17 protein-coding genes and 1 tRNA gene are annotated in these 14,870 nt (G+C 65.6%); 13 read left to right on the top strand and 5 right to left on the bottom strand.

The genetic code is table 11. The annotated features are described in order from the left end of the window. Positions 1 to 33: 33 nt before the first annotated feature. The 3 genes from IVB47_RS20245 to IVB47_RS20235 are packed head-to-tail and all read right to left on the bottom strand — an operon-like array spanning position 34 to position 1,877. A complete protein-coding gene (locus tag IVB47_RS20245) occupies positions 34 to 393 on the bottom strand; it encodes a VOC family protein (RefSeq protein ID WP_027565882.1) in 360 nt (119 codons plus the stop codon). A 56-nt stretch (positions 394 to 449) separates the two neighbouring features. Beyond that, positions 450 to 1,289 carry an AraC family transcriptional regulator gene (locus IVB47_RS20240; RefSeq protein WP_027565881.1) on the bottom strand — a complete coding sequence of 280 codons (840 nt, stop codon included), beginning with the start codon at positions 1,287 to 1,289 and terminating at the stop codon, positions 450 to 452. A gap of 9 nt (positions 1,290 to 1,298) precedes the next feature. Next, the gene (locus tag IVB47_RS20235) at positions 1,299 to 1,877 is read right to left on the bottom strand and encodes a methylated-DNA--[protein]-cysteine S-methyltransferase (protein WP_247463644.1); all 579 of its coding nucleotides are present in this window, start codon (positions 1,875 to 1,877) and stop codon (positions 1,299 to 1,301) included. A gap of 171 nt (positions 1,878 to 2,048) precedes the next feature. Between IVB47_RS20235 and IVB47_RS20230 the strand changes: the two genes are divergently transcribed. The 4 genes from IVB47_RS20230 to IVB47_RS20215 all read left to right on the top strand — a co-directional run bounded on the left by IVB47_RS20230 (position 2,049) and on the right by IVB47_RS20215 (position 3,418). Further along, a tRNA-Gly gene (locus IVB47_RS20230) sits at positions 2,049 to 2,122 on the top strand. Positions 2,123 to 2,360: 238 nt separating this feature from the next. After that, positions 2,361 to 2,771 carry a helix-turn-helix transcriptional regulator gene (locus IVB47_RS20225; RefSeq protein ID WP_247463641.1) on the top strand — a complete coding sequence of 137 codons (411 nt, stop codon included), beginning with the start codon at positions 2,361 to 2,363 and terminating at the stop codon, positions 2,769 to 2,771. Further along, positions 2,771 to 2,941 (top strand): cupin domain-containing protein, encoded by a 171-nt coding sequence (locus IVB47_RS20220; RefSeq protein ID WP_247463639.1) that lies wholly within the window; start codon positions 2,771 to 2,773, stop codon positions 2,939 to 2,941. Before IVB47_RS20225 ends, IVB47_RS20220 begins: the two co-directional genes overlap by 1 nt. 9 nt (positions 2,942 to 2,950) lie before the next feature. Then, positions 2,951 to 3,418, top strand: coding sequence for a GNAT family N-acetyltransferase (locus IVB47_RS20215; protein WP_247285352.1), 468 nt, complete (start codon positions 2,951 to 2,953; stop codon positions 3,416 to 3,418). Position 3,419: 1 nt separating this feature from the next. On the opposite strand, the gene IVB47_RS20210 is transcribed toward IVB47_RS20215, so the two are convergent. After that, on the bottom strand, positions 3,420 to 3,947 hold the full coding sequence (locus IVB47_RS20210; RefSeq protein ID WP_027565878.1) for a DUF1003 domain-containing protein: 528 nt from the start codon (positions 3,945 to 3,947) through the stop codon (positions 3,420 to 3,422). A gap of 112 nt (positions 3,948 to 4,059) precedes the next feature. On the opposite strand from IVB47_RS20210, the gene IVB47_RS20205 reads away from it, so the two are divergent. The 8 genes from IVB47_RS20205 to IVB47_RS20170 all read left to right on the top strand — a co-directional run bounded on the left by IVB47_RS20205 (position 4,060) and on the right by IVB47_RS20170 (position 12,791). Next, positions 4,060 to 5,118: a LacI family DNA-binding transcriptional regulator gene (locus tag IVB47_RS20205; RefSeq protein WP_247463637.1), complete on the top strand. Its 1,059-nt coding sequence runs from the start codon at positions 4,060 to 4,062 to the stop codon at positions 5,116 to 5,118. Between the two features lie 82 nt (positions 5,119 to 5,200). Next, positions 5,201 to 6,655 carry a xylulokinase gene (xylB, locus tag IVB47_RS20200; RefSeq protein WP_247463634.1) on the top strand — a complete coding sequence of 485 codons (1,455 nt, stop codon included), beginning with the start codon at positions 5,201 to 5,203 and terminating at the stop codon, positions 6,653 to 6,655. Beyond that, entirely contained in the window at positions 6,656 to 7,978 is a 1,323-nt protein-coding gene (gene xylA, locus IVB47_RS20195; RefSeq protein ID WP_247463630.1) for a xylose isomerase, read from the top strand. It abuts the gene before it with no gap. A 12-nt stretch (positions 7,979 to 7,990) separates the two neighbouring features. Further along, a complete protein-coding gene (locus IVB47_RS20190; RefSeq protein ID WP_007597833.1) occupies positions 7,991 to 8,749 on the top strand; it encodes an ATP-binding cassette domain-containing protein in 759 nt (252 codons plus the stop codon). Then, the gene (locus tag IVB47_RS20185) at positions 8,749 to 9,831 is read left to right on the top strand and encodes an ABC transporter permease (protein WP_247463626.1); all 1,083 of its coding nucleotides are present in this window, start codon (positions 8,749 to 8,751) and stop codon (positions 9,829 to 9,831) included. The genes IVB47_RS20190 and IVB47_RS20185 overlap by 1 nt, the downstream gene beginning before the upstream one ends. Before the next feature lie 94 nt (positions 9,832 to 9,925). After that, the gene (locus IVB47_RS20180; protein ID WP_027514400.1) at positions 9,926 to 10,858 is read left to right on the top strand and encodes a sugar-binding protein; all 933 of its coding nucleotides are present in this window, start codon (positions 9,926 to 9,928) and stop codon (positions 10,856 to 10,858) included. Positions 10,859 to 10,961: 103 nt separating this feature from the next. Next, entirely contained in the window at positions 10,962 to 11,939 is a 978-nt protein-coding gene (locus IVB47_RS20175; RefSeq protein ID WP_247463623.1) for an aldo/keto reductase, read from the top strand. A 3-nt stretch (positions 11,940 to 11,942) separates the two neighbouring features. After that, the gene (locus tag IVB47_RS20170) at positions 11,943 to 12,791 is read left to right on the top strand and encodes an amidohydrolase family protein (RefSeq protein WP_247463619.1); all 849 of its coding nucleotides are present in this window, start codon (positions 11,943 to 11,945) and stop codon (positions 12,789 to 12,791) included. A gap of 21 nt (positions 12,792 to 12,812) precedes the next feature. On the opposite strand, the gene IVB47_RS20165 is transcribed toward IVB47_RS20170, so the two are convergent. Then, positions 12,813 to 13,613, bottom strand: a complete 801-nt coding sequence (locus IVB47_RS20165; protein WP_247464065.1) for a RimK-like protein — start codon at positions 13,611 to 13,613, stop codon at positions 12,813 to 12,815. Between the two features lie 399 nt (positions 13,614 to 14,012). Between IVB47_RS20165 and IVB47_RS20160 the strand changes: the two genes are divergently transcribed. Then, the gene (locus tag IVB47_RS20160; RefSeq protein WP_007597827.1) at positions 14,013 to 14,786 is read left to right on the top strand and encodes a ferredoxin--NADP reductase; all 774 of its coding nucleotides are present in this window, start codon (positions 14,013 to 14,015) and stop codon (positions 14,784 to 14,786) included. The last annotated feature ends 84 nt before the right edge of the window (positions 14,787 to 14,870 follow it).

Below are 14,870 nucleotides of genomic sequence, written 5' to 3'. Positions count from 1 at the left end.
GTCGCAAGTGCTCCTCGCAATGACGGAGCGAGCTCACGTGCAGACCGCCTCGACATTGTTACCATCGGGATCGATCAAGAACGCCGCGTAGTAAGTCGGGCTGTAATCCTTGCGCGGGCCGGCACCGCCATTGTCGCGACCGCCGCTCTTCAGGCCTTCGCTATGGAATGCCTTGACCGAATCATGATCCCCAGCGCGAAACGCGATATGCGCGCCATCCGCCTTGCGCCCCTTGTTCAGGTGCAGCCACAGCGCCGGCTCGCCCTTCGGCCCGAAGCCGGCATAACCATCGCCGCTCGAGCACAGGACATAGCCGAGCGGCGCCAGCACCGCGGTGTAGAAGCGCGTGGCGGCGTCGAGGTCGGCAACGCGCAATCCGATATGATCGTACATGGTCGTCTCCATTTCCAAAGCGCGCCGCAATCGGCGCGCGCCGGAGACGAACCTAGTCAGTTGAGCGCAAGCTGCTCTTGGAGAATCTTGCGCTCCCCCTTCGAGGCCTGACGGAACTTGGTTGGCGAGACGCCGGCCGCCCGGTGGAAGGTGCGGACGAAGTTGGAGAGATCGCCGAAGCCGACGTCATAGGCGATGTCGGTGACTGCGATGTCGTCGTCGGTAAGCAGCCGCGCCGCATGCCGCAGCCGCGAGCGCACCAGATATTGATGCGGGGTGACGCCGAGCACGGCGGAGAACAGCCGCAGGAAGTGGAAGGGGCTGAGGCCTGCCTGCCGCGCCGCCTGTTCGAGGTCGACCTCGGCATGCGAATTGGCGTCGATCCACAGCGCGGCTTCCACGGCGCGGCGGCGATCACGCGCCGTCGGTGTCGTCGGCTTGCGCGTCTTGCCCGACACGACATCGACGAAACGACCGGCGAGGATCTGCCCGAGTTCGTCGAGACCGAGGTCGCTGTTGCCATCTGCCGCCGTCTGGGCGAGTTCGCCCAGCACCATCAGCTCGGGCAGCGGCGGCGTCGCGCCGACCTGCCAGACGTCGCGCCGGCCGCCGAGCGCGTCGACCAGATCGTCGCTGAGGAAAAAGGACAGGCAGACGTCGCCGGCGACATGCTCATGCGTGCAGGTGTATTCCTCGCCCGGCGCGCCGACCAGCATCGAGCCCGCGACCAGATCGAAGAAGCCGGCGCGGCAATGACAGCCAAAGCTGCCCGCCCGGACGTAGGCGATGGAATGGCCGGTGCGGCACTCCGCAAACGGGCTGTCGTCCGGTCCCGCGTCGCAGCGAAACTCGGAGACCGTCATCGAAGGGGTGGTCAGCAGCGTGGTTGCGTCCATCCCGCCTATCTAGGTGGGCGCTCGGGGAGGGGCAACGGGCAGCAGGACGTCGAACAGCGTCTTGCTGGCGATCGGATGGGCGCCCTCCAGCGACAGCAGCCGCCGCTTGGGGATCACCCCGCCATAGGGCGAGAGGCGGTCGGTGTAATTGCCGGCCTCCAGCACCCGGTGGCAGGGCACGATCAGCATGTAGGGATTTCTCGCGATCGCCTGTGCCACCGAATGCGCGGCGCCGGAGGCGCCCAGCGTCTTGGCGATCTCGTGATAAGTGCGCGTCTCCCCGCGCGGGATGGCGCAGGCGGCTTCGTAGACCCGCCGGTTGAAGCCGGGCACCCCGCTCGCGTCCAGGCTAACCTCGGAAAAATCGGCATCGCTGCCTTGTAGCAAGCCCACGATGCCCTCGATCGCGAACTCGGCGTTCGCGGAAGGCCGCTGCTCGCGCGCCTCGGGATGGACCTGGAAAATCCGGCGGCGGGTGTCGATCTCCCGCGCCTCCGGCAATTGCACGGCAACGATACCGGTGCTGCTCCAGATGATGCCGCAGCGCCCTATGGTCGTGTCGAATATCGCGTAGCCACGCCCCACCATGCACACGCCCCACTCAGTGCACGTCTCCCCAGACAGTCGATCATAACACCGCCACAATCCGCCGCACCCAAAATCTTACCGGAAACTTAAGAAGGGTCAGGCGGGCTGCGCCAAAGCGCTTGGCGAGATGCGCCGTCTCGGCTAATCAGAGCGGGCGCAGGCTGCGCATCCGCGGGCGTAGTTCAATGGTAGAACGGCAGCTTCCCAAGCTGCATACGAGGGTTCGATTCCCTTCGCCCGCTCCATCCTGCTTCGCGTCAAGGCGCTTCGCAGGACTTCGATATCTCGGCAACGCGAAGCAGGATGCCCTTCGAAGCCTTGGCGAAGAAGGGCCGATGTTCTCTCGCGTGCGCCAGACTAAGTTTCCAATATATTAGCTCGTCGTGACCGGCACCCGGCGCGCTCTCGGTTAAGCTCTCTCGCCTGGTGGCTTGCGGTCACCGCGCCGGGCCATGTTCGGATGAAAGTCAGGACCTACAAGCAATGGACCAGCAAAAGCTCGATCGCGCGATCGGTCGTCGCTTGAAGACGCTTCGGACGCAGGCCGGCATGACGCTGAATGAGCTCGCAGGCCGCTCCGGCGTCAGCCGTGCGATGATCGGACGGGTAGAGCGGGCGCAGAGCAGTGCGACGGCTGCGCTGCTGGGTAAACTTTGCGCCGCGCTCGACGTGTCGCTCAGCGACGTCGTCGCGTTGGCCGAAAAGCCGCCGGAGCGGTTGGTGCGGCTCGCCGACCAGCCGCACTGGCGCGATCCCGACAGCGGCTATCGCCGCCGCCACGCTTCGCCGACGGACGCGGCGAGCGGCATCGAGATCATCGTCGTCGATTTGCCGGCGGGTGCGCGGGTGCCGTACAGCCCCTGGGGGCGCAATGCTTCACCCAGCAACTGCTGATGCTGGAGGGTGCGATCGCGGTGCACATCGACGCCAAGGCGGTTCGCCTGCGCGAAGGCGACTGTCTCGATTTCGACGTGATGCGCGCGGTGATCTTCGAGAACGAGACCAGACAGGATGCGCGCTACGTCATCATCACGCGCCGCGGCGCGTCCTACGGCAAGATGTGAGCCCTGACGATGCAGATCCGCACCGGCGACACCTTTGATCCACGCGTCATCGCGCTGCTCGACCATCACGTTGCGGCGGCGCGAGCACAGACCGCGCCGGGCAGTGCGCATGCGCTTGATCTCGCCGGGCTTCGTGCCCCGGAAGTCGCGTTCTGGACCGGCTGGGACGGCGACACGCTGGTCGCCACCGGTGCGCTGAAGTCGCTGTCGGGAGCGCATGGCGAGGTGAAGTCGATGCACACGCTCCAGACCACGCGCCGGCGCGGCTTTGGCGGTGAGATGCTCCGCCACATCATCACGGAAGCCCGCGCGCGCGGCATGGCGCGGCTCAGCCTCGAGACCGGCTCGTGGGATTATTTCAAGCCGGCGCACGCGCTCTACCGGGCGCATGGCTTTGTCCTCTGCGGCCCGTTCCAAGGCTATGTCGACGATCCCAACAGCCTGTTCCTGACCCTGGATCTGTCGGCGAGCCGATAGCTCAGGAGCGCGTCTGCTCGATCCTGTCGAGCACGCGCTCGGGGGCGATGTCGCGGCTTGCCTCCTCCAGATCCCGCTTCGAGTCGGGCTGGACGTCCAGCCGCTCGGCGATCTGCGTGAGGAGGCGGGCAACCTTGGTCAATTCGTGCTCGGCGAGCAGGCTGATCTGGAGATCGAGATCGGCGCGCTTGTCCGCTGCTGCGCTCATGCGGTTCTGCGAGATCAGCACGAATGTCGACAGGAAGATCGCCTCGACCGAAGCAATCATTGCCAGCACCACGAAGCTCTCGTCCCAGGCTGGAATTCCCGGCAGCCAGTGCAGATTGGCGATGATCCAGAAGCCGAACACCGCGACATGGAGGTAGACGAACGCCATGCTGCCGGTGAACGCCGTGATCGCATCGGCGACCTTTTCCTGACCCTTGGCTGCGCGCTGCTCGCGGCGGCGGCGCTCGACCAACGCCTGGATGTTGCGCTCGAGGGTCGGGCTCAATCCCTCGCCGGGATCATGGGTGATATCGTTACGCACGGGGCAGCAACGGCGGACAGGAAAGGCTGTTCCTAGGCCCAGCTGCCGGAAAATGCCTGCCGCCCCTCAAAATGAGTTGCGTACCTCAAAACACCTCTGCTAGCCTTCAGCCATGGCCGAGACGCTCACCACGACCGCGCTGACGCTGAAGGACATCGCCCGCCAGGCCGGCGTCAGCCTCGCGACGGTGGACCGCGTCCTGCACAATCGTCCGGGCGTGCGGCCGGATACGGTCCGGCGCGTCAAAGAGGCGATCGAGCGCAATTCGTTCCAGCCGCACGTGGCCGCCGCCGAGCTCGCCCGCGGCCGCGCCCGCCGTTTTGCCTTCGTGATGCCGTCGGGACCGAACCCGTTCATGCAGCAGATCCAGGATTATCTCGGCGAGATGTCGGGCTGGTTGTCGTCACGCCGCCTCGGTGTCGAGACCGTCGCGACCGACGTGTTCGATCCGTTCGTGCTCGCGGCTTCCCTGGAAGGGCTCTCGGACGATTACGACGGCATCGCCGTGGTGGCGCTGGACCATCCCGGCGTCCGCGCCGCGATCGACGATCTCGTCGATGCCGGCGCCAAGGTCGTGACGCTGGTCTCCGACGTGCCGTCGTCGCGCCGGCACCATTATGTCGGCATCGACAACATTGCCGCGGGACGCACCGCCGGCGCGCTGGTCGGGCGGCTGGTCGGACAAAAGTCCGGCAAGGTCGCGATCGTCGCGGGCTCGCAGGGCCTGCGCGATCATGCCGAGCGCATTTTTGGCTTCAACCAGGTGGTGGCGTCGGAATTCCCCGGCCTCAGCGTGCTGCCGGTGCTCGAAGGACGCGACGAGGACGCGCGTTCGGAACAATTGTTGGCGCGGCTGTTGAGCAGGCATGCCGACATCGTGGGTCTTTATAATGTCGGCGCCGGTACGCAAGGCGTCGCCAACGCGTTGAATGAAAAGGCCTTGGGCGATGCCAGCCGCGACAAGCAGGTGGTGTTTGTCGGACACGACGTCACTGCGCTGACGCGCCGGCTGCTGCTGCAGGGCGTGATGCATGCCGCGATCTCGCAGAACCCCGGACATGAAGCGCGCGCCGCCGTGCGTGTGCTGCTCGCGCTCGCCCGTGGCGAGCCGATCTTGCGCGAACAGGAGAAGATCAGGATCGACATCGTGATGCGGGACAATCTGCCTTAGCGGCAGGTGGAATTCAAAATGACCCGTTGCGGATAAGGCGACTTTGAGTTCGCGCACCGCAACAGGCGAAAGGGAGGACGGCGTGTATCTCGGAATCGACATCGGCACATCAGGTGTGAAAGCGGTGCTCGTCAGCGAAGCCGGCGCGGTTGTCGCGACGGCGGCGCGCGAGCTTGCGCTATCGCATCCCGCGCCGCTGTGGTCCGAGCAGGATCCCGATGGCTGGGTCGATGCGGCGGTCGGCGCGGTCGACGATCTTGCCGCCCGCCATCCGCGCGAGGTCGCGCGGGTGCGCGGCATCGGGCTGTCGGGCCAGATGCACGGCGCGACGCTGCTGGACGAGGACGGACGGCCGCTGCGTCCCGCGATCCTCTGGAACGACGGCCGCTCGCACGCCGAATGCGTCGCGCTGGAGCGGCGCTGCCCGTCGCTGCACACGATCGCCGGCAATCTGGCCATGCCCGGCTTCACCGCGCCGAAGCTGCTCTGGGTCGCCAGGCACGAGCCAAAAATCTTCGCGCGTGTCGCAAAGGTGCTGCTGCCGAAGGCCTATGTCCGCTATCGCCTGACCGGCGAGATGGTCGAGGACATGTCGGACGCGGCCGGCACCCTGTGGCTCGACGTCGGTCTGCGCCGCTGGTCGCCCCTGCTGCTGCATGCCACCGGGCTCGATCTCCATCACATGCCACGCCTCGTCGAGGGCAGCGAGGTCAGCGCGACGCTCGCGCCGGACTACGCGCAACGCTGGGGCATGGCTAGGAATGTCGTGGTCGCCGGCGGCGCCGGCGATAATGCCGCGAGCGCGATCGGGCTCGGCGCCATCGCGCCGGGCGATGCTTTCCTGTCGCTTGGCACATCCGGTGTAGTGTTCCGCGTCACTGATCGGTTTGCACCGGCTCCGGCCTCGGCGGTCCATGCGTTCTGTCACGCACTGCCCGGCCGCTGGCATCAGATGGGCGTGATGCTGTCGGCGGCGGCGTCGCTGGCCTGGCTCGCGGGCGTGATGGAGGTTCCGGCCGCAGCGCTGCTGGCGCCGCTCGGCGAGCGCGTCGATGGACCGAGCCCGGTCAAATTCCTGCCCTATCTCGACGGCGAGCGCACGCCGCACAACGATGCCGCGGCCAGCGGCGCCTTCGTCGGCCTGCGCGGTGCGACCGGCCGCTCCCAGATCGTTCAGGCCGTGCTCGAAGGCGTCGCCTTCGCCGCGCGCGACAATCTGGCGGTGCTGAGCGCGGCCGGCGGACCGCTTCCCGAGGTCGATCTCGTCGGCGGCGGCTCGCGCTCGCCGCTGTGGGCGCAGATCTGCGCCGATGTGCTCGGCATTCCCGTCCACCGCGTCGAGGAGGGCGAGGTTGGTGCCGCGCTCGGCGCCTCCAGGCTCGGACGGCTCGCCGCCACCGGCGAAGACGCGGCTGCGGTTTGCACTCGTCCGCGCCGGCTCGCGAGTTTTACGCCCCGCGCATCCGTGGCTGCGGCCTATGACGAGGCCTATCGCCGCTGGCGCGAGCTTTATCCTGCGTTGAAGGAGTGTGCCTGAGTGAACGCGTCTGTGAAATTCTTTGATATAACCGCACCTGTCGCCTTCGCCGGCAAGGATGCGGGAAACTCGCCCGCCTTCCGCTGGTACGACAAGGACCGCCTCGTCCATGGCCGCAGGATGGAGGACCATCTGCGTTTTGCGGTCTGCTATTGGCACTCGTTGTGCTGGCCCGGCGGCGATCCTTTTGGCGGCGAGACGTTCCTGCGGCCCTGGCACAACGGCGCCGATGCGATGGCGCAGGCGCGCGCCAAGGCCGACGTTGCCTTCGAGCTGTTTCGCCTGCTCGACGTGCCCTTCTTCACCTTCCACGACGTCGATGCGGCGCCGGAAGGGAACTCACTCGCGGAATCCGTCGCCAACCTCAATGCCATCGCCGATCTGTTCGAAGCGAAGATGGCCTCGAGCAAGGTACGCCTGCTCTGGGGCACCGCCAATCTGTTCACGCATCGGCGCTACATGGCGGGCGCGGCCACCAATCCGGATCCCGAGATATTCACCTATGCCGCCGGCCAGGTCCGCGCCGCGCTGGAAGTGACGCACCGTCTCGGCGGCCAGAACTATGTGCTGTGGGGCGGGCGCGAGGGCTATGAGACGCTGCTCAACACCGATCTCAAGCGCGAGCTCGACCAGCTCGGCCGCTTCGTCTCGCTCGTCGTCGAGCACAAGCACAAGATCGGCTTCAAGGGGCCGATCCTGATCGAGCCGAAGCCGAAGGAGCCGACCAAGCACCAATATGATTTCGACGTCGCTACCTGCTACGGCTTCCTCGCGCGTTACGACCTGCTGAAGGACGTCAAGCTCAACATCGAGCAGAACCACGCCATCCTCGCCGGCCACTCCTTCCATCACGAGGTCGCGCTCGCGGAGGCGCTGGGTGTGTTCGGCTCGCTCGACATCAACCGCGGCGACGATCTGCTCGGCTGGGACACCGACCAATTCGCGATGAACGTGCCCGAGCTTGCCCTGGTGTTCCACGAGCTCCTGAGCCGCGGCGGCTTCAGCTCCGGCGGGCTCAATTTCGACGCCAAGATCCGCCGCCAGTCGATCGATCCCGACGATCTGATCCATGCCCATGTCGGCTCGATGGATGCCTGCGCGCGGGCGTTGCTCGCCGCCGCGGACATGCTCGACGCCGGCGTGCTCACTGCGCCGCTTGCGAAACGCTACGAGGGATGGGCCGGGCCCGAGGGCCGCGCCATTCTCGGCGGGCAGCGCTCGCTTGCCGAACTTGCCGACCGCGCGCACGGCCCGGGCTTTGACCCGCAGCCGCGCTCGGGCCGGCAGGAATATCTGGAATCCCTCGTCAACCGCTACGTCTGAGGAAGGCCGCTGATGACAAATGCACAAGCGACACCGGTCCTCGAGCTGACCGGCATCGGCAAGGAGTTCGGCGCGATCCGCGCGCTGCATGACGTCGACATGCAGGTCCTTCCCGGCGAGGTCGTCGGCCTGATGGGCGACAACGGCGCGGGCAAGTCGACGCTGGTCAAGATCATCGCCGGCAATTTCCGCCCCAGCCACGGCGAAATCCGCTTCGCCGGCAGCGCGGTTCATTTCAACCGGCCCGTCGATGCCCGCGGCGTCGGCATCGAGGTGGTCTATCAGGACCTCGCGCTCGCCGACAATCTCACCGCGGCGGCCAACGTCTTTCTCGGCCGCGAGTTGAAGCGCAGGATCGGGCCGTTCGCGTTGCTCGACCACAAGGCGATGGCGGCGCGTGCGCTGGAGCTGTTCGGTGAGCTACGCTCGGAGACGCGCCCCGACGATCTCGTCAAGCAGATGTCGGGCGGGCAGCGCCAGGCGGTTGCGATCGCGCGGACGCGGCTCTCCAACGCGAAGCTGGTCATGATGGACGAGCCCACGGCCGCGATCTCGGTCCGCCAAGTCGAGCAGGTACTCGGCCTGATCCACCGGCTGAAGGAGCAGGGCGTTGCCGTGATGCTGATCTCGCACCGCATGCCTGACGTGTTCGCGGTGTGCGATCGCGTCATCGTCATGCGCCGCGGCGAAAAGCGGGCCGACAAGCCCATCCACCAGACCTCTCCCGAGGAAGTCACCGCCCTGATCACCGGCGCGAAGGAGGCGGCGTGATGGCCATGCCGATGGAATCCCCGATCACCTTCTCGAATGTCGGCAAAATCAGATGGTGGCAGCGCGGCATCTTCGCGTCCCAGACTGGTTATGTCCTGCTCGCGCTGGCGGTGCTGCTGGTGGTCATGCATTTCGCCAGCCCGTACTTCTTCACCGAAGGCAACATGCAGAACGTGGCGAAGAATTTCTCCTTCATCGCCATTGCGACGCTCGGCGTCACCTTCGTGATCATCACCGGCGGCATCGATCTGTCGGTCGGCTCCATGATGTGCTTCTCCGCCATGGTCACCTCGATGGTGATGACCGAGCTGTCGGCGCCCGGCTCGCCGGCGGGCTCCCTGTTCGTGCACATAGCGGCCGACGGCAAGACCGTGCTCGCCAATGTCCCCGGCCTGATCCTGGTGGTCTCGCTTCTCGCCGGCCTCGGCGTCGCGCTGCTCGCCGGCCTCGTCAACGGCTTCTGTATCGCGGTGCTCGGCCTGTCGCCGTTCGTCACCACGCTCGGCATGCTCTCGATCGTGCGCGGGCTCGGCTATGTCGTCTCGAACGGACGCGGCAGCTTTCCAGGTGGGCCGGATGCCGATTATTTCTACGCGCTCACCTCGGGCGACGTGCTCGGCGTGCCCGTGCCGTTCATTTATCTGATCGTCCTCGCGCTGGCGATGGCCGTGGTGCTGCACCACAGCTCGTTCGGCCGTCACGTGTTCGCGCTCGGCGGCAACGAGAAGGCGGCCGAACTCACCGGCATCCCGGTCGTGCGGGTGAAGATCGAGGTCTATGTGATCTGCGCACTCGCCGCAGGCCTCCAGGGCATCATCATCTCGGGCTGGCTTGGGTCGGCGCCGGCCAACATGGCGACGTCCTACGAGCTCAACGTGATCGCTGCGGCCGTCATCGGCGGAGCCAATCTCGCCGGCGGCATCGGCGGTCCACTCGGCGCCATCGTCGGCTGCGTGCTGCTCGAGGTGATCCGCAACGGCCTCGTGCTCGCCCAGGTCAGCTCCTACTGGCAGCAGACGCTGGTGGGCGTGATCATCATCCTGGCCGTATTGGTCGACCGCATCCGCTCGCGGATGATCTGAAACGACGTCGTTCCGGGACGGCAACGAAAATGCCGCCTGTCCACTTCCCGGACGATCTTGAGAGGACAGGCGCCAAAGAAGGGTGGAGGAGACGATGAGGAAATATCTACTTGCCGGCATCGCGGTCGCGATGATGGCTACGCCGGCGTTTGCCGCAAACTACCGGTTCGTGATCGTGCCCAAGGCGATGAACAATCCGTTCTTCGACTTCGCGCGCGACGGCTGCCTGAAGCGTGCCAAGGAGCTCGGCAACATCGAGTGCATCTACAAGGGGCCGGTCGAGCACGAGCCGGCGACGCAGGCCCAGATCATCCAAGACTTCGTCACTCAGAAGGTCGACGGCCTCGCCATTTCGGTTGCCGACGTCGCGGCGATGACCAAGTCGATCGACGCGGCGACCGCGGCCGGCATCCCCGTCATCACCTTCGACGCCGATGCGCCCGGCGCCAAGCGCATCGCTTATATCGGCACCAACAACAAGGAGTTCGGCGTCGCCCTCGGCAAGCAGCTCCTGAAGCTGCGGCCCGACGGCGGCAAATATGCCATGGTCTCGGGTGGTCCCGGCGCCAAGAACCTCGCTGAACGCGTCGACGGCGTCCGCGAGGCGCTGAAGGGCTCGAAATGGACCGAGGTCGCGGGCTCTCCAACGTTCTGCAACGACGATCCCGCGCTGGCGGTCCAGCAGATGACTGACATGCGCACCGCGACGCCCGACCTCGCCGCGATCGTTCCCATCGGCGGCTGGCCGATGTTCGCCCCCGAAGGCTTCAAGGCCTTCGCGTCCAGGTACAAGAAGGATATCGATTCCGGCAAGTTCACGCTTGTCGTGGCCGATACGCTGAAGATGCAGCTCGAGCTGTTGCGCGATGGCTATGCCAATGCGCTGGTCGGCCAGCGTCCGTTCGAGATGGGCGAGAAGGCGATGGACACGCTGCTCGCCATCAAGAAGGGCGAGAAGGTGCCGGAGATCGTTTATACCGGCCTCGATCTCGTGACCAAGGACAACGTTGCGCAGATGTTGAAGTAGGAGCGTCGCCAGCCCCGCGCTCCTGCGTGCCTCTCCCGCTTGCGCTTTTCGCAAGCGGGAGAGATGATTTTGGCTGCTGGGGAAGACTGTTGAGGCAATGGGAATGAAAAGGTCGCGGCTCGGCTCTCTCGATGTCACCTCACTCGGCCTCGGTTCCGCCCCGCTCGGCGGATTGTTCACCCCCGTCAGCGACGCCGATGCGGAGGCGACGATCGCCCGCGCCTGGTCGCTCGGAATCCGCTTCTTCGATACCGCGCCGCTCTACGGCTTTGGCCTTGCGGAGCGACGCCTTGGCGCATTCCTGCGGCAACAGCCCCGTGACTCCTACGCCATCTCGACCAAGGTTGGCCGCCTGCTGCGCGTGCCCGATGGCGCGGCCGCCGAGGACGAGCATTACAAGGGCACGTCTCGCGAGCGGCCGGTGTTCGATTTCAGTTATGACGGCGTGATGCGTTCGGTGGAGGAAAGCCTGGCGCGGCTTGGGCTCGATCGCGTCGACGTCCTGCTCGTGCATGATCCCGACGATCACTACGACGACGCCGTCGCCGGCGCCTTCCGCGCGCTGCAGCGCCTGCGCGCGGACGGCACCGTCAAGGCGATCGGTGCCGGCATGAACCAGTCGGACATGCTGGTCCGGTTCGCAGAGGCCGTTCCGGTCGACTGCTTCCTGCTCGCCGGCCGCTACACGTTGCTCGATCAGGGCGCGCTGGATGCGCTGTTCCCGGTCTGCGCCGCGAAGAATATCGGCATCCTGCTCGGCGGCATCTACAACAGCGGCATCCTGGCCAATCCGCACACCGGCGCGAAGTTCAATTATCAGGATGCCGATGCGGCACTCGTCGCCGGTGCGCTCGCGCTCGACGAACTCTGCCGCAAGCATGGCACCGAACTGAAAGCCGCCGCGCTGCAGTTCTGCATGGCCCATCCGGCAGTCACGGTCGCCGTGATGGGTGCGCGCAACGCCGCGGAAGTTGCTGACAACATCGCGATGTCGGAGACGGCGGTGCCGGCGGCGTTCTGGCAGGAGCTGCGTGGGCGAGAACTCGTCGACGCCCGCGCGCCATTGCCGGACGGAGCGTAAGGCATGATCATCGACGCTCACCAGCATTTCTGGGATCCCGCGCGCGCCGATTATCCCTGGATGGATGCGCCCGAGCTCACGCCGATCCGGCGTGCCTTCGGTCCGGCCGATCTCGCGCCCCTTTTGAGCGCGAACGGCATCGACGCGAGCATCCTGGTGCAGTGCCGCTCCGCCCTGGCGGAGACCGAGGAATTCCTGCGGATCGCGCATGCGACGCCCTCGGTGATCGGCGTCGTCGGCTGGGCCGATCTGACCGACGCTGCACTTGGTGAGACGCTGGACCGGCTGCGCGCTTCGCCCGGCGGTGACAAGCTGATCGGCATCCGCCACCAGGTCCATGACGAGGCCGATCCGGATTGGTTGTTGCGCGAGGACGTCCAGCGCGGCCTCACGGCCGTGTTCGCGCACGATCTCGCCTACGATTTCCTGGTCCGCACCCGCGAGCTGCCGGCCGCGATCGCAACCGCACAAGCGTTCCCGCAGGCGCGCTTCGTGCTCGACCACGCGGCCAAGCCGCCGATTGCCGACGGTGGAAGCACTGAATGGTCCAATGGCATCGCGGCACTCGCGGCCTGCGGCAATGTCTGGTGCAAGGTCTCGGGGCTGGCGACAGAAGCGGTTTGGAGCGACTGGAATGCGGAGCGGCTGTTTCCGTTCGTCGCGCACGCCGCGACATGCTTTGGCGAAGATCGCCTGATCTTCGGCTCGGACTGGCCGGTATGCTTGCTCGCGGGGAGCTATGGTGAGATCAAGGGCGCGCTGGAGGCCTGCCTGATGAAGCTCGGTCCGCAGGCGCGTGAGAAGGCGTTTGGTGTGAACGCGAAGGCTGCGTATCGGTTGGCGGTCGGTTGAAGCCGACAGCGCGCGTGTTGCTCAGCGTTCCCCAAACACCCGATCCAGCGCTGCATCGTACGTCGTCTGCACCAGCGCCGGATGCAGCTTCGCCAGCGTCTCCATCATCACGCCGGAATTGATCTCGAGCACGCGCCAGATGCCGTCGACGTGCACGAGGTCGATCGAGGCGAAGGTGATGCCGATGGCCTTGGCGGCGTCGATGGCGAGCTTTGCGCAGGCTGCGCGAAGATCGCAATCCTGCATCAGCACGGGCTTTGCACCCGCATCGAGATTGTGCCGCCAATCCGAGCCGCGCTGCTTGCTGTAGACGACGAGTGGCACATCATCGAGCAGGACCACGCGAACTTCATCCTCGATCACGACATAGGGCGAAATCACGAGTCCGGCGCTCATCGAAAAGGCTTCGCCAACCGCATGATCGAGCTCAGTTTCCGTCGTGACCCTGAAGACGGATCGTCCCGACGTCCCCTCGTTCGGCTTCACCACCACGCCTTGCGGATTGTCGTGAAGCAGCGCCAGCATTGCCTCTCGCCAGGCGACGCCGACAACCTTCTCGCCCAACTTTGGATTGAGGAACAGGCGATGGCGAATGCAAGGCACGCCCTCGAGCGCCAGCACCTCGGCGGTGGCCGATTTGTCGTTGGCCAGGCGGTGCGCGATGGCGCTGTTGAGGCCGATGTCGTAGCCGAACGCGAAGCGGCGCTGCTCGCCCCGGCGCATCGCGAGCAGCCAGCCATCGGCGCGGACTTCGAGCGCGATGCCATGGGTCGCGCAATAGCGCCTGATCGCCTGGACGAAGATCCGCTCGCCGTTCACCATGTGTCTTGTCGCCACTCGCAGCCGTCAGTTCCAGTCGAGCTTGGCGCCAAAAGCCGCAAAAAAGCGGGAAACGGCGCCAAACGAGAGTGAAATCAGAGCTATTCTTAATGAAATTCTCGCGAGCGCCACGGAAATTAAGTGCTGTATTCGGGCCCCGGAGGGAAAAGAAATTGCCCTCCGCGCGCGCCGGACAGCACATCCATTAATGATGCGACCATTTCCGCCGCAAATGCCGGTTTGACCGGCATCAATTGCACCCGGAACGAGGTTGATTATTGGTCTCAATGGCGTAGATCACACACGCGAAATCCTCCGCCATGGCAATGGTGTCCGCTCCGCTTTCAGGGGCCGGGCAACGCTTTTGCCCTAAAACCGCAATTATTCGGAATATCGAAAATCATGAGCGCGTTTTACCGAGAGAAGGTTCTTTCCGTCCAGCACTGGACCGACACCCTGTTCAGCTTTCGCGCAACCCGCGATTCCGGCTTCCGCTTCCAGAACGGCCAGTTCGCGATGATCGGCCTCGAGGTTGAGGGCCGCCCGCTGCTCCGCGCCTACAGCATGGCCAGCGCCAACCACGAGGAAGAGCTCGAGTTCTTCTCGATCAAGGTTCAGGACGGCCCGCTGACGTCGCGGCTCCAGAAGATCAAGGAAGGCGACACCATCCTGGTCGGCCGCAAGGCGACCGGCACGTTGATCACCGACAATCTCATTCCCGGCAAGCGGCTGATGCTGCTCTCGACCGGCACGGGCCTGGCGCCCTTCGCCAGCCTGATCAAGGACCCCGAGGTCTACGACCAATTCGACAGCATCGTGCTGGTGCATGGCTGCCGTCAGGTCTCCGAGCTCGCCTATGGCGAGAAGCTCGTCGCCGGTCTTCGCGAGGACGAACTGTTCGGCGAGTTGCTCGCGGACAAGCTCATCTACTATCCGACCGTGACCCGCGAGCCGTTCAAGAACCGCGGCCGCATCACCGACCTCATCAGCTCCGAGCAGATCTTCAACGACATCGGCCAGGGCCCGCTCGACATCGCGACCGACCGCATCATGATGTGCGGCAGCCCGGCGATGCTCGAAGAGCTGAAACTGATGTTCGAGGGCCGCGACTTCGTCGAGGGCTCCGGCAACAAGCCCGGCCATTTCGTGATCGAAAAGGCGTTCGTCGAGCGGTAGGCCCTCTCGTGTCGTCCTGGCAAAAGCCAGGACGCTTGCCTGGGTAAAGCGCCCTGACGGGTTAATGCCCGTCCCTTCCGAGCC

The sequence above is a fragment of the Bradyrhizobium sp. 62 genome (genome assembly GCF_023073035.1).
Classification (GTDB): Bacteria; Pseudomonadota; Alphaproteobacteria; order Rhizobiales; family Xanthobacteraceae; genus Bradyrhizobium.
The sequence above is the reverse complement of the archived record's forward strand: the minus strand, read 5'-3'. Positions and strand labels throughout refer to the sequence as shown.

What these genes read in the sequence shown, in the direction of transcription:
- IVB47_RS20245 (WP_027565882.1), bottom strand. Translation starts at nt 393, where the DNA reads ATGTACGATCATATCGGATTGCGCGTTGCCGACCTCGACGCCGCCACG.
- IVB47_RS20240 (WP_027565881.1), bottom strand. Translation starts at nt 1,289, where the DNA reads ATGGACGCAACCACGCTGCTGACCACCCCTTCGATGACGGTCTCCGAG.
- IVB47_RS20235 (WP_247463644.1), bottom strand. Translation starts at nt 1,877, where the DNA reads ATGGTGGGGCGTGGCTACGCGATATTCGACACGACCATAGGGCGCTGC.
- IVB47_RS20225 (WP_247463641.1), top strand. Translation starts at nt 2,361, where the DNA reads ATGGACCAGCAAAAGCTCGATCGCGCGATCGGTCGTCGCTTGAAGACG.
- IVB47_RS20220 (WP_247463639.1), top strand. Translation starts at nt 2,771, where the DNA reads ATGCTGGAGGGTGCGATCGCGGTGCACATCGACGCCAAGGCGGTTCGC.
- IVB47_RS20215 (WP_247285352.1), top strand. Translation starts at nt 2,951, where the DNA reads ATGCAGATCCGCACCGGCGACACCTTTGATCCACGCGTCATCGCGCTG.
- IVB47_RS20205 (WP_247463637.1), top strand. Translation starts at nt 4,060, where the DNA reads ATGGCCGAGACGCTCACCACGACCGCGCTGACGCTGAAGGACATCGCC.
- IVB47_RS20190 (WP_007597833.1), top strand. Translation starts at nt 7,991, where the DNA reads ATGACAAATGCACAAGCGACACCGGTCCTCGAGCTGACCGGCATCGGC.
- IVB47_RS20185 (WP_247463626.1), top strand. Translation starts at nt 8,749, where the DNA reads ATGGCCATGCCGATGGAATCCCCGATCACCTTCTCGAATGTCGGCAAA.
- IVB47_RS20180 (WP_027514400.1), top strand. Translation starts at nt 9,926, where the DNA reads ATGAGGAAATATCTACTTGCCGGCATCGCGGTCGCGATGATGGCTACG.
- IVB47_RS20175 (WP_247463623.1), top strand. Translation starts at nt 10,962, where the DNA reads ATGAAAAGGTCGCGGCTCGGCTCTCTCGATGTCACCTCACTCGGCCTC.
- IVB47_RS20170 (WP_247463619.1), top strand. Translation starts at nt 11,943, where the DNA reads ATGATCATCGACGCTCACCAGCATTTCTGGGATCCCGCGCGCGCCGAT.
- IVB47_RS20165 (WP_247464065.1), bottom strand. Translation starts at nt 13,613, where the DNA reads ATGGTGAACGGCGAGCGGATCTTCGTCCAGGCGATCAGGCGCTATTGC.
- IVB47_RS20160 (WP_007597827.1), top strand. Translation starts at nt 14,013, where the DNA reads ATGAGCGCGTTTTACCGAGAGAAGGTTCTTTCCGTCCAGCACTGGACC.